This is a genomic window from Citrobacter sp. Cpo065 (assembly GCF_030332805.1).
GTDB classification, from domain to species: Bacteria; Pseudomonadota; Gammaproteobacteria; order Enterobacterales; family Enterobacteriaceae; genus Citrobacter; species Citrobacter portucalensis.
In genome coordinates, this window is record NZ_JAOWHC010000034.1 from 245,235 (window position 1) to 258,507 (window position 13,273).

Here is a 13,273-nt window from a genome sequence, read left to right on the forward strand (position 1 = left end):
ATCTAGTCCTTAGCGATGTCCGTACACGCGAGGGCGGGTGTAATAATCAATCAGGGGAACCGTGATATTTGCCAGCAACACGGCAAAAGCCACGCCATCAGGATAACCACCAAAACTACGTATCAACCACACTAACAGGCCCGCAAGTGCGCCAAAAATAAGACGACCACGGTTGGTTGTTGATGCCGTAACGGGATCGGTAAGAATAAAGAACGCACCTAACATCGTCGCGCCGGAAAGCAAGTGCAACTGAGGCGATGCCAGTGAGTCTGGCGAAAAAATCCAACCTAAAGTGGCGCAAACAGCGAGCGACAGCAGGAAGCTAACCGGGATATGCCAGCGAATCGCTTTTTGCCATAACAGCACAATACCACCAACAAGCCACGCAAGGTTCACCCACTGCCAGCCAGCGCCTGCCAGCATGCCGCTGTAGATCGGGTATTGCATCACCTGCTCAACGGTACGTCCGGCATGCAGGGATGTCTTAAAGGTATCAAGAGGCGTTGCCTGACTGATACCATCGATACCCATACGCAGCGAATTCATATCCCCGCCGCTGGCGGTATGCCCGCTAAAGATAACGTTAAGGGCGTCAAAGAAACCAGGCACCGTGGCCGAAATTTCATGCGGCGGCAGCCAACTGGTCATCTGTACCGGAAATGAGATGAGCAGCACGACATAGCCAATCATGGCAGGGTTAAACGGGTTCTGCCCGAGCCCGCCATACAGCTGTTTCGCAATGATAACCGCAAATACCGTGCCTAATACCACCATCCACCAGGGGGCGAGGGGCGGAATACTGACGGCCAAAAGCAACCCAGTGAGTAACGCAGAGTTGTCTTTTAAAATTGCCACAATGGGTTGTTTACGCAGTTTAAGCACACCCGCTTCGGCAGCAATAGCGCTGATGGCAGCGAGAACGATCTGGAACAACGTGCCCCAGCCGAAGAACCACAGCTGAGCGGCGATCCCCGGCAATGCAGCAAGTAACACCAGCATCATGATACGCGATGTCTGGCGCTGGTTATGGGTATAAGGGGAGCTTGCTATTCTGAATACCATTTATTCCTCGTTTACAACCTGCTGCTGTGCGGCTTTCTTTGCCTGAGCGCGTGCGATGGCGGCCGCGACGGCGGCTTTACGTGGATCAACCGGCTCGGCTGTTTCGGCTACCGCCTGCTGCTCTAGCTTGCGGGCTTTGGCGCGGGCGATTGCCGCTTCCACGGCAGCTTTACGCGGATCAACCGGTTCGGTTGTTTCTGTTACCGCCTGCTGCTCGAGCTTGCGGGCTTTGGCGCGGGCGATTGCCGCTTCCACGGCAGCTTTGCGCGGATCAACTGGTTCGGCCGTTTCCGTTACCGCTTCTTGCTCAAGCTTGCGGGCCTTGGCGCGGGCGATTGCCGCTTCCACGGCAGCTTTACGCGGATCAACCGGTTCGGCCGTTTCCGTTACCGCTTCTTGCTCAAGCTTGCGGGCTTTGGCGCGGGCAATTGCCGCTTCCACGGCAGCTTTACGCGGGTCTGTACCCGTGCTGCTGCCTTCACTTTGCGGCGGATTTTCCTTACGGGAAGTACGAGCTTGCGCCTTACGCGCCTCGCGTGCGGCAATCACGGCGCTATTGTCAGGTTTTTCACCTGCCTGAATGACCACCGGTTGCAGCGCCTGAGCCTGCTTTTCTTTTACGCGAGCCAGTGCGGCGGCAATGGCATCATGATCTTTGGCCGCCGGCTGAGCAGCGGCGCTCTTATGGCGTTCAAGACGTGCTGCTTTTTCACGTTCAAGGCGCGCCTGTCGGGCTTCAAACCGAGCTTTTGCTTCTGCGGCGCGCTTTTCTTCCTGACTAATGGCGTAAATCTCGGCTTTTTCCTGACGGAAATACTGTACCAGTGGAATATTGCTTGGGCATACCCAGGCGCAGGCACCGCATTCAATACAGTCGGCGATATTGTGGGCCGTCGCTTTGTCGTGCTGTTGCCCTTTACTGAACCAGTAAAGCTGTTGTGGCAGGAGATCGGCCGGACAGGCATCGGCGCATGCGCTACAGCGAATGCAGCCTTTCTCTTCTGGCGTTTCACCCATTTCACTGGCAGAGGGGGCCAGAAGACAGTTGGTTATCTTCACCACCGGGACATCCAGCCACGGCAGCGTAAAGCCCATAAGCGGCCCGCCCATAATCACCATCTGGTCGGCGGAAGGGCAGAAACCCGCGTCGTTGAGCAGATGACGAACAGGCGTACCTAAACGCGCCCAAACGTTGCCCGGACGACTGACTGCTTCACCGGTTAGCGTCACGACACGTTCGGTGATCGGCTCTCCGTCGATTACTGCACGTTTAATTGCATAGGCGGTTCCGACGTTTTGCATCAATACGCCGATATCATAGGAGCGTCCGCCGTGGGGAACCTGCTTGCCGGTCAGGATTTGTGTTAACTGCTTGGCCCCGCCGGATGGGTACTTGGTGGGGATCACGCGTAGGCTAATGTCGTGTGAATCAGCCAGCACCGCGCGCAGCATAGATATTGCCTGCGGTTTGTTATCTTCGATACCCAGGAGGATCTCGCGTGGCTGAAGAATGTGCGCCAGGATGCGGATACCTTCGACGACCTGAGCGGCACAGTCCTGCATCAGGCGGTCATCTGCCGTAATGTACGGCTCGCATTCGGCGGCGTTAATGATCAGCGTTTCAATTTTATCTCCGCCGCCCTGTAGTTTAACGCCGGTGGGAAAACCTGCGCCACCCAGCCCGGCAACGCCGTACTGATGAATACGCGCAATCAGCTCTTCCCGGCTGTGGGAGCGATAATCGGTCCAGCCGTCTCGCTCAATCCAGCGATCTTCGCCATCGGCGTCTATGATGACGCTCAACTCAGCCAGTGCCGAAGGATGCGCGGTGGAGTGCGGGGCAATGGCAACAACGGTGCCTGATGTTGGCGCATGGACTGGAAGCATTCTGCCACGTCCGCGGGTTAAGGGCTGACCACGCAGCACGGTGTCACCCACGTTTACGCACAGTTCACCCTCCGCACCAATATGTTGTTTCAGCGGAATAACGAAACGCGGCGCCAGCGGAACCTGTCGCAACGGCGTTCCGTTTGACTGGGTTTTCATTTCTGGTGGATGAATGCCGCCATCAAAGTCCCAGATTTTATTTTTTCTGAATGCAGAGAATAACTTAAACATGTTGTTCCACGGGAATGATGCGCACAGGGATGGTGTTTAAATCCCATTTCCAGCTATCGGGTGTCTCGGCTACCGGGCGTAATTCAATACATTGCGTCGGGCACGGGTCAACGCACAGGTTGCACCCGGTGCAGAGATCGCTCATTACCGTGTGCATGGCGCGGGTCGCGCCCACGATGGCATCGACCGGGCAGGCCTGAATACACTTAGTGCACCCAATACAGTTATTTTCATCAATGACCGCCAGCATTCGCACCGGCGTAACGTCTTGTTCATCGCCATCAATAGGCTGCGGATCGACATTCAGCAGGGCGGCAATTTTTAACATCACCGCTTCGCCGCCGGGGGCGCAACGGTTAATTTTTTCACCCTGAGACCCGATCGCTTCAGCATAAGGATGACAGCCCGGATAGCCGCACTGGCCACACTGGCTTTGCGGGAGAATTTCATCAATTTTCTCCACGACCGGATCATCTTCAACGGCAAAACGTCGTGAGGCGTACCCCAAAATAGCGCCGAACGCCAGACCCAGTAGACTCACTGCGGCAACGGCAATCCAGATAGCATTCATTACAACTTCACCAAACCACTAAAGCCCATAAAGGCCAATGACATTAAACCAGCGGTAATCAGCGCAATCGCATTGCCGCGAAACGGCGCTGGGACGTCCGCCACGGCGAGGCGTTCGCGGATCGCGGCGAACAGTACCATCACCAGCGAGAAGCCGACGGCGGCGGAAAAACCGTATAGCGCCGACTGTAAAAAGTTATGGCCGAGGTTGATGTTCAGTAGCGCCACACCTAACACTGCGCAGTTAGTGGTGATCAGCGGTAAAAAGATCCCCAGCAGGCGGTACAGCGCAGGGCTGGTTTTGCGCACAACCATTTCGGTAAACTGCACGACGACGGCGATAACCAGAATAAAAGCCAGCGTGCGCAGATAGATGAGATTGAGCGGAATTAGGATCCAGGTATCAATCAGCCAAGCGCAGATGGATGCCAGTGTCATGACAAACGTCGTGGCAAGGCCCATACCCATTGCGGTTTCCAGTTTTTTGGAAACGCCCATAAACGGGCAAAGGCCCAGAAACTTCACCAGTACAAAGTTATTGACCAGTACAGTTCCGACAAACAGCAGCAGGTAATCAGTCATTTTTCGGCCTGAAATAAAAAGCCGCCTATTATCTGACAATCTTCAACAGGCGACAACAGGTTAACTGTAGGGTTATTACGGGTTCACAAACGTCGATTTAACGCGCTGCGATCGTTTGAAGTAGGGCACCAACAGTGCTGCAGCCAGTAATGGGAACAGCAGTTGGCGCACGGCAAAAGCGTCTGGGACGGGTGAAAACGCAAACGCTTTAATCGCCAGCAACACGGAGATCAGCAGCCACAGAATATAATGCTTAGGTACACAGGCTCTGCGTTTGAAAAACGCAATCGTCAGCCACAGTGTGTAATACCACATGGCGATCGCGGTAACAAAGGAGACACCCCATAACAGCAAATTGGCCGTACTTTGCTCACCCAGCGTTTTGAAGGTTTGCGGTGTAGCCAGCGCAGTGACATAAAGTAATAACGCCAGCGAAGCGCTCAACAACGCGACTAACAGCCAGGCCAGTGGCCCAAGTAGCCAGCCTCCGATACGTTGTGCCGGTGTCGTAGTCATCTCTTCTCCAGGTTTACGCGCGCAATCAATCATGCCATTCATTTTGGGGCAATTATTATAAAGCTTTTAACGTTGAGCGCTACTTTCTTCTTTATTGCACGTAATGCCAGACTGATTTAGGTACCTGACCAACATCAAACAGACGACCTCCGGAGATAAGCTCCGCACGGCGATGGTCTGCGGCACGGTACATATTGATAATGTCGTTATCATCGGTGAGCGTGTAGTTAAGATGGTCGAACAGTTTTTCCAGACTTTCGAGCGAACTGATTTTGCGGAATTTTAATAAGTAATCCTGAACGGTCATAAATGCAGATCCATATTAATAAAATAATACCAACGGAGTAGAAAATATAAAAATAAACAACGAGCACAGGTAAAAGCGCATTTACGTGCAAATGTAAGAAGAGTGTTCATACCTGTGAAAAATCAGGCGCTATGCGCGTCTTGAGCAAGGGTAACGCGCTTAGCGATCGCTGGCAATATGCAGCGGAGCGGGACGCGGCATAATTCGCTTTTTTTGACAGAAAGCGATCTTTTACCGGCAGACCCTGCAACTACCAATGTTAATTGCCGGGCAATAAAAGGCTGCGGATGCTTATTTCTTCTGCACTGCCGCAACGGGCTCTGGTGGCTGGTAATTGTCAATATGATTGGCAACACCCAGCAGGATCACGGAGACGGCGAGAACAATCCAACCTGTTAATTCAATAAGACGATTCATTACTGATGACATTTGCTTTGATTTATCCATAAACACAGGCTGCAAATGTTACTAATCTCTCATTAATACAGCAAGATGATTGGGAACGATTTCTACCTCTTTTTCGCTGCAAGTTAAGCATAAGTGGCATATGTTTGACTTAAGTTAAAAAACAACCTTTGTAGCGCAAAGGTTATTAAACTATTGAGACGTTGCAAGGTATGGTGTGAAATAGGTCAGTCCTGAATTGAGAGGCAATAACATGAGTGACAACATCCGCGTTGGGCTAATTGGCTACGGTTATGCCAGCAAAACCTTCCATGCCCCACTGATTGTGGGCACGCCGGGGCTGGAACTGGCTGCAGTGTCCAGTAGTGATGAAGCAAAAGTGAAAGCAGACTGGCCGACGGTGGCGGTTGTTGCTGAGCCTAAGCATCTTTTTAACGATCCAAATATCGACCTGATTGTGATCCCCACGCCAAACGACACGCACTTTCCGTTAGCGAAAGCAGCGTTGGAAGCGGGCAAACATGTGGTTGTTGATAAGCCCTTTACCGTGACACTGTCACAAGCGCGTGAGTTGGATGCGCTGGCACGTAGCCTGGGGCGTGTGTTGTCTGTATTCCATAACCGTCGCTGGGACAGTGATTTTCTGACGCTGAAAGCTCTGCTGGCGGATGGTGTTTTAGGTGAGGTAGCGTATTTCGAATCCCATTTCGATCGTTTCCGCCCACAGGTTCGTGACCGTTGGCGTGAACAGGGCGGTCCGGGAAGCGGTATCTGGTACGATTTAGCACCGCATCTTTTGGATCAGGCGATTAATCTGTTTGGTTTGCCCGTCAGCCTGACGGTAGACCTGGCCCAGTTGCGTCCGGGCGCGCAGGCGACGGATTACTTCCATGCCATCCTGACGTATCCGCAGCGTCGTGTGATCCTGCATGGCACCATGCTTGCTGCTGCAGAATCGGCCCGTTATATTGTGCACGGATCGCGTGGCAGCTATGTGAAGTATGGTCTTGACCCGCAGGAAGAGTGCCTGAAAAATGGCGAGCGACTGCCACAGGAAGACTGGGGTTATGATATGCGCGATGGCGTATTGACGCGAGTCGAAGGCGAAGAGCAGGTTGAAGAAACCTGGCTGACCGTACCGGGCAACTATCCGGCGTACTATGCTGGCATTCGGGATGCGCTAAACGGCAACGGTGAAAACCCGGTACCGGCGAGACAGGCTATCCAAATTATGGAGCTGATTGAGCTGGGTATAGAATCTGCGAAACATCGTTCGACGCTGTGCCTTGCCTGATTAGGTAAATGGCGCAAGGCGATACCTTCCTGGCATCGTATCCGGCCTACAATGAAAACCAACGTAGGCCGGATAAGCGTTAGCGCTATCCGGCACTTTACCTGTTACGCTGCGGCGACTTTCTCGCGCAAGGCTCGTTTTTCCTCGTTACTCAGGAATGCCATTTCCAGACCGTTGATTTGGGCCTGACGGATTTGTTCGCGCGTTAGGCCTGCAGCTGGTGCGGCAATGGTGTACTCGTGAATAATATCCACACCCTGAACAGCCGGGTCGTCCGTATTCAAACTGGCGATAACGCCATGCTCAAGGAACGTTTTCAGCGGATGGTTCGCTAGTGAGGCAACGGTGCTGGTCTGAATGTTTGATGTCAGGCAGGATTCGATGCCGATACGGTGCTCGGCGAGGTAATCCATCAACGCACGATCTTCAACGGCTTTAACGCCGTGACCAATACGCTCAGCGCCTAGCTCTTTAATGGCCTGCCAGATGCTTTCTGGTCCCGCGGCTTCGCCCGCATGTACGGTGATATGCCAGCCGGCATCGCGTGCCTGGTTGAAGTGAGACAGGAACAGGCTGCCCGGGAACCCCAGTTCGTCACCGGCCAGATCCAGTGCCGTAATATGGTTTCGGTGGGCTAACAGCGCATCCAGTTCCTGCAGACAGGCGGCTTCGCCGAAAGTACGGCTCATAATGCCAATTAAGCGAGCTTCGACGCCAAAGGTCTTGCAGCCCTCGCGTACGCCTGCGATGACGGCTTCAACCACACCTGCAACCGGGAGCTGATGCGCCATCGCCATGTAGCTTGGGGAAAAACGCAGTTCAACATAGTGCAGGCCGTTACGTGCTGCGTCCTCAATATTTTCAAATGCCACGCGACGACACGCATCCAGCGAGGCCAGTACCTTCACGCCCCAGTCGAGCTTGGATAAAAAACTCACTAAATCTGGCTCAGTTGATGTGACTTGCACATGAGGGATCAGCGTTTCCAACGTTTGTGCCGGAAGCGTTAAGTTGAACTGACGGCCCAGATCCAGGATCGTTTGTGCACGGATGTTACCATCAAGGTGGCGATGGACGTCGGTCAGGGGGAGGGAAGTATCAATCATGGTCGCACTCGTGTATTTAGGTAAAGTGCAGGCCATTATACAACAGAAAAATGTTCCTCTAAAAACTTTAAAAAAAGCAGTGCAGAGTTCGGGGTTATGGGGAAGCAAGCATCGCCAAATTGTTGACCATGCTGTTAGCGTACTAACAGAGTGGTGTTCCGACTCCCTGATCCTTGAGACCGTATCACGATGCTTTTGCCTTGCGGTGGTAAGACGGGCGTAAAGTAAGCAATAACGCATTTCCTGCAGCATGTGTGTAATAAAATGATTTTAATTTAAGATTATTTACCTCGTTTTTATTTAATTACTGTCTGTCAGTGTTATTTCATTCGGATATTTATTGAATAACATTGCTAATAGCGAAAAATGGACACTTTCCAGTTTATGAATGTGCTGCAAGGTATGTTATAAAAACACAATAACGACTGAGGGTATTAATAAAGTGAAAAGTGTAAAGCTAATTGTCAGTACAATGTTCTGTGGAAGTTTGCTGCTGGCAACTGTGCCTGCGCATGCGGCGTATAAAGCGGATGAAACGCATGTAATCCAGTTTAAGAAAGGCACCAGTGGCGCAGATATCAAGGGGACAATTACGGGTGATAAAACAAAAGATTATACGTTTGTCGCCAAAAAAGGGCAGACCATGCAAGCAGTTCTGAAAAGCGCCTGGCCTCATCCTTTCATGAGTATTATTGCACCGGGCGAACAATTCATTTTTGATGGCATGATGAGTGGTGATACTTATAAAAATACGCTGCCTGCCAGCGGTAAATATACCATCAGAATATATCAAAAAGGCGCGGCGAAGGATGAGGGGAAAACCAACGCATTCCAGCTGCACATGAAAATTACCAACTGATCATGAGGAAAAGATCGCCCAGGTGGTGATCTTTTCCTTTGCTATTAAACCTCTTCGCCAGAATAAGCCACAACGCAATTACGGCCTCGGTTTTTTGCCATATACAGGGCGCGGTCTGCGCAATCAGCTAGTTGTTCGGGGGCTGAACGGTTGTCAACCGAGGTTACGATACCCAGGCTGATGGTGATGATGCGTGGAAAATCACCTTTAGTCGTGGCCTGAGTTTGTTGTTCTACGTGTTTTCTGATTCGCTCTGCGATGTTAAATGCTGCATCAGCGTTAGTTTCAGGTAGCAAAATAGCAAACTCTTCTCCGCCAATACGCGCCACGATGTCGTTACGCCGACTCAGTCGCTGCATAATTTCTGACAGTTTAATTATCACTCTGTCACCCTGCAAATGTCCCCAGGTGTCATTGACCGACTTAAAGAAATCAATGTCGCAAAAGACAATGCTCAGGGGTTTATGGGTCGCTGTCATTTTAATCTCATTGCTGAGTGCGTTATAAAAATAGCCACGGTTGAAAAGTCGGGTCATCGGGTCGCGGACTGAATTTTCATAGGATAATTCATAGGCCTGACGTGAGGCTTTGTAGCGCTTGAAAATATCAGACATGAGCACGATCATCACGGCCATTGCGCTAAGGCACTCCAGGCCTCTGGCGAGATACCATCCAGCGGAGTCTATATGCGTGTACTTCAGCATAATGATGACACTTAACAGATTGCTCAGGGCAACCAGTGACATACTTACCCAAAACTGTGTTTTTAGCCGGGTTAATTTTGCCCCTAATAAAACGATACAGGTCCACAAGATAATGAGGACATAAATAAAACTCCCACGCCAGGGTCTAAGCCATTCAAACGTTTCTGTGTCGACCAACTGAAACGATATTGGCGTAATACGGATGGAGTAGAGGATAGCCATTACCAGATGCAACATGCACCATAAATAAGTGGCGTAAATAACTGTTTTACCATGTTTTTCTTTTTTATTTTTAAACGTATATAAATAGTATGTTGCAAAAAACAACCCCGTAATTAACATGTTCCTCATAAAGTATAAAACAGCAATGTCATTGTAGATGACACCAGGAAGGCCGTTTTTATAAAAATAAATATAGAGCGCAAGAAATAAGAAAACCCCCGAGAAATAAAACGCGCAGGCCAGGGGTAAAAGATATTTTTTGCGCCGATAACTCATGTAATTCATCGTCATAAAGCACCCAGTCTGAATGTGCAATACACCAGCAAAGGTTGCAATAACCGGATAAAAAGAGAGGCTATAACGCTGATTACTAAAAGGGATATACCAAAGAAAAATGGATGTCGTTAGGGACAGGAGTAAAAATAAAGTTAAATTCTTTTTGTGAATGTTTATTTGTGTTGTATTCATGATTTTTATGTATATAAAACAGCGCTATATTTTGGCTATCTTCTCAGCTTTGTATTTTGTCTTTTTGATTTTTATTGCTGTTGATTTTGACTGGCAGGAAAAGTCAGGGAGGAATTGGTATTAAAAAAAACGATAAAAAACAGATTTGTTTTTTTATATAAGGAGTTGCGCAATGAGTTCTTCATTGCGCAAGACTATTTAACGTATTGTGCGGATGGCGTTAATCAACCCCTTAACGCCTTTTTCAAGTTTGGAACGTGGACATCCGGCATTGAGGCGCACAAAACCGCGTCCTTCTTCTCCGTATGTGTATCCGGGCATGATGGCGACTTTCTGCTGATGGATGAGTGCTTCCTGCAGTGCGTGGTCATCAAGGTTGAGTGGACGCAAGTCAATCCATGCCAGATAGGTGGATTGCGGAACCTGCCAGTTCAGTTCGGGGAATGCGTCATTCAGCTCGTGCGCGATGTAATGCAGGTTACTGGCAAGATAATCCCGCAGCGCATCAAGCCAGCTAGCGCCCTGTTGGTAGGCTGCGATATGTGCGCTAAGCGCGAGCACTGCAGGTGAGGAAAGACCATCCCGACCCTTTAACGCACTGAGGTAATCGTTGCGACTCTGCTCATCCTCAATAATCCCGTAAGCCCCGGTTAATGCCGGAATATTGAAGCTCTTTGAACCGGAGGTGAACAGCGCCCAACTGTCGCGCGCGACGTTACTCCACGGGATGTGCGGCTGGTCTGCCCATACCATATCCATATGGATCTCATCAGAGATGACTTTTACACCGTGGCGCTGACACAGTTCCGCCATGGTTTCCAGTTCATCGCGCGTCCACACCTTACCGGTTGGGTTGTGCGGGCTGCAAAGCAGGAGAATTTTGCTTTCAGGCCGGGACAGGGCTTTCTCTAGTGCAACCATGTCGCAAAACCAGCCGTCAGCGCGTTTTTCAAGTCCGATAGCGCATACCTGGCGCTGATTACCTTCAATCGATTTGTAAAACGCGTCGTAAGCCGGCGTATGAATAACCACCGCATCACCCGCAGAAGACCACTGGCGGATCAGCTCCGATACCATATAGATGACCGAGGGGCCATAAACCAGCGACTGAGGATCGATTTGGGTATTATGACGCGATAGAAACCAGTGGCTAATCGCCGCCAGAAATTCATCATTTTTCCAGCGACTGTAACCCAACACGCCATGTGACAGGCGCTGAGTCAGCGCCTCCAGAATGCAGGGGGCGGTGGCAAAATCCATATCGGAGATGGTGAACGGCAGAAGGTCGGCTGAACCAAAACGGTCGGCAACGTAATCCCACTGAGTACACCAGGTACCATGCCTGTCCACAACCTTTGAAAAATCAAACATATTGTTGTCCTTAAGCCTGTACGGTGTTCATCAGAACTGCGATCTCGTCTTTCACTGACTGGACCTGCGGACCAATAACAACCTGAAGATTATGCTGATTGAGTTGCACTACGCCAATGGCGCGATTGTCCTTCAGTGCCTGTACGTTCACAAGCGACATATCCTTCACTGACAAGCGCAGACGGGTAATGCAGTTATCAAGGCTGACAATGTTTTCCGCACCGCCCAGCGCCGCCAGAATGGCAGGGACGTTGTAACCGGATTTACCCGGTGCTCCCGCCATGACTTTTTCGATATTGCTGGCAATTTCGACGTCCCGACCCGGGGTCTTGAGATTGAAGCGTGTGATGGCGAAACGGAAGATCACGTAGTACACAGCGAACCAGATTGCAGCCACGACAGGGACCAGATACCACTTGGTAGAGAGTCCGTGCAGAATGCCGAATACCACAAAGTCAATCAGGTTACCGTCCGTGTTACCGATGGTGACGCCTAACACAGCCATCACGGTGAAACCAAGACCGGTCAGCAGGGCGTGGATTACATACAAAACAGGGGCAACGAACAGGAATAAGAACTCGAGTGGTTCGGTTGTACCGCCGATCACGCAGGCAATGAGACCAGAAATTAACAGCCCTTTAATTTTATGACGATTTTCAGGGCGAGCACAGTGGTACATAGCGAGCGCTGCCCCCGGCAAACCACCGAGGAACGCCGGCATTTTACCCTGCGACAGGAAGCGGGTTGCGCTTTCAGAGAAACCTTGTGTTGTCGGGCAGCTCAGTTGAGCCTGGAAAATAGTCAGTGCGCCGCTCACGCTGTGACCGCAGACTTCCTGCGTGCCGCCAGCTTCGGTGAAGCGAATGAGCGCCACCAGAATATGATGCAGACCAAACGGCAGCAGCAGACGTTCACCGGTACCAAACAGCATTGGACCAAATTCGCCCGCGCTGTTGATGATGTGGCCGAGCCCGTTAATGCCCATGGCGAAAACCGGCCAAACCAGGGGAATGACCAGGCCGACCAGTCCCATCACCACCGAAGAGATAATTGGTACAAAGCGGGTACCGCCGAAGAACGCCAGTGCATCCGGCAGGCGAATGTTGTGGAAACGTTCATGCAGCATCCAGACGATGATCCCGGCAATAACAGCGCCGAGGATCCCGGTGTCGATCGACTGGATCCCCAGGATATTCTGCACGTTGTTGGCCTTCAGGATCGCGGCATCGGTGGTAGGCAAGATACCTTTCGCGGTTAACCAGAAGTTGACGGCAAGGTTCATCACCGCATAACCAACAAAACCGGCAAATGCCGCTACGCCTTTGTTCTCGCGGGCCAGGCCGAGAGGTATGGCAATACAGAACATCACCGGTAAGAAGCTAAACGCAAATGAGCCTACTTTGCTCATCCAGGTAAAAATAGCCTGCAGTACCGGATTACCCAATGCCGGAATCAGCGTTAAGACATCATGACTACTTAACGAGCTGCCGATCCCTAACATGATCCCGCAGAATGAGAGCAGAGCCACGGGCAGCATAAAGGTTTTGCCCAACTGCTGGAAAAATTCCCATAACGTAATTTTTGGTGTGGTTCTCGTCGTCATCAAACGACTCCTCGTAAAAGCTAGCTGACTAATGATGGCGAGAAGATAAAACGTTTTACCTAATTTTAGTGCGGTATAAATCACAT

13 protein-coding genes are annotated in these 13,273 nt (G+C 51.0%); 2 read left to right on the forward strand and 11 right to left on the reverse strand.

Features of this window, described 5'->3' with window-relative positions:
* Nucleotides 1-9: 9 nt before the first annotated feature.
* From rsxD to blr, 7 genes are all read right to left on the reverse strand, one after another.
* Nucleotides 10-1,062, reverse strand: coding sequence for an electron transport complex subunit RsxD (gene rsxD, locus OGY68_RS17335; protein ID WP_057067248.1), 1,053 nt, complete (start codon nt 1,060-1,062; stop codon nt 10-12).
* Entirely contained in the window at nt 1,063-3,180 is a 2,118-nt protein-coding gene (gene rsxC, locus OGY68_RS17340) for an electron transport complex subunit RsxC (protein WP_057095115.1), read from the reverse strand.
* Entirely contained in the window at nt 3,173-3,751 is a 579-nt protein-coding gene (gene rsxB, locus OGY68_RS17345) for an electron transport complex subunit RsxB (RefSeq protein WP_032943340.1), read from the reverse strand. The genes rsxC and rsxB overlap by 8 nt, the downstream gene beginning before the upstream one ends.
* Nucleotides 3,751-4,332, reverse strand: a complete 582-nt coding sequence (gene rsxA, locus OGY68_RS17350; protein ID WP_003029144.1) for an electron transport complex subunit RsxA — start codon at nt 4,330-4,332, stop codon at nt 3,751-3,753. Before rsxA ends, rsxB begins: the two co-directional genes overlap by 1 nt.
* A 75-nt stretch (nt 4,333-4,407) precedes the next feature.
* Nucleotides 4,408-4,848: a DUF2569 domain-containing protein gene (locus tag OGY68_RS17355; RefSeq protein WP_003832803.1), complete on the reverse strand. Its 441-nt coding sequence runs from the start codon at nt 4,846-4,848 to the stop codon at nt 4,408-4,410.
* A gap of 91 nt (nt 4,849-4,939) precedes the next feature.
* Nucleotides 4,940-5,155, reverse strand: coding sequence for a transcription modulator YdgT (gene ydgT, locus OGY68_RS17360; protein ID WP_008784684.1), 216 nt, complete (start codon nt 5,153-5,155; stop codon nt 4,940-4,942).
* Between the two features lie 291 nt (nt 5,156-5,446).
* Nucleotides 5,447-5,572: a division septum protein Blr gene (gene blr / locus OGY68_RS17365; RefSeq protein WP_003029134.1), complete on the reverse strand. Its 126-nt coding sequence runs from the start codon at nt 5,570-5,572 to the stop codon at nt 5,447-5,449.
* A 241-nt stretch (nt 5,573-5,813) separates the two neighbouring features.
* On the opposite strand from blr, the gene OGY68_RS17370 reads away from it, so the two are divergent.
* Nucleotides 5,814-6,854: an oxidoreductase gene (locus OGY68_RS17370; protein ID WP_057067252.1), complete on the forward strand. Its 1,041-nt coding sequence runs from the start codon at nt 5,814-5,816 to the stop codon at nt 6,852-6,854.
* A gap of 104 nt (nt 6,855-6,958) precedes the next feature.
* Here the strand turns inward: OGY68_RS17370 and add are convergent, their stop codons facing one another.
* The gene (add, locus tag OGY68_RS17375; protein ID WP_057067257.1) at nt 6,959-7,960 is read right to left on the reverse strand and encodes an adenosine deaminase; all 1,002 of its coding nucleotides are present in this window, start codon (nt 7,958-7,960) and stop codon (nt 6,959-6,961) included.
* A 442-nt stretch (nt 7,961-8,402) separates the two neighbouring features.
* Between add and OGY68_RS17380 the strand changes: the two genes are divergently transcribed.
* Entirely contained in the window at nt 8,403-8,819 is a 417-nt protein-coding gene (locus OGY68_RS17380) for a hypothetical protein (RefSeq protein ID WP_048235434.1), read from the forward strand.
* Nucleotides 8,820-8,863: 44 nt separating this feature from the next.
* Here the strand turns inward: OGY68_RS17380 and OGY68_RS17385 are convergent, their stop codons facing one another.
* The 3 genes from OGY68_RS17385 to malX form a co-directional block, all read right to left on the reverse strand.
* The gene (locus tag OGY68_RS17385; RefSeq protein WP_071941349.1) at nt 8,864-10,213 is read right to left on the reverse strand and encodes a sensor domain-containing diguanylate cyclase; all 1,350 of its coding nucleotides are present in this window, start codon (nt 10,211-10,213) and stop codon (nt 8,864-8,866) included.
* Nucleotides 10,214-10,411: 198 nt separating this feature from the next.
* Entirely contained in the window at nt 10,412-11,584 is a 1,173-nt protein-coding gene (locus tag OGY68_RS17390) for a MalY/PatB family protein (RefSeq protein ID WP_057068928.1), read from the reverse strand.
* Nucleotides 11,585-11,594: 10 nt separating this feature from the next.
* Complete coding sequence (gene malX / locus OGY68_RS17395) at nt 11,595-13,187, reverse strand: maltose/glucose-specific PTS transporter subunit IIBC (RefSeq protein ID WP_048226592.1); 1,593 nt, start codon at nt 13,185-13,187, stop codon at nt 11,595-11,597.
* Nucleotides 13,188-13,273 lie beyond the last annotated feature (86 nt).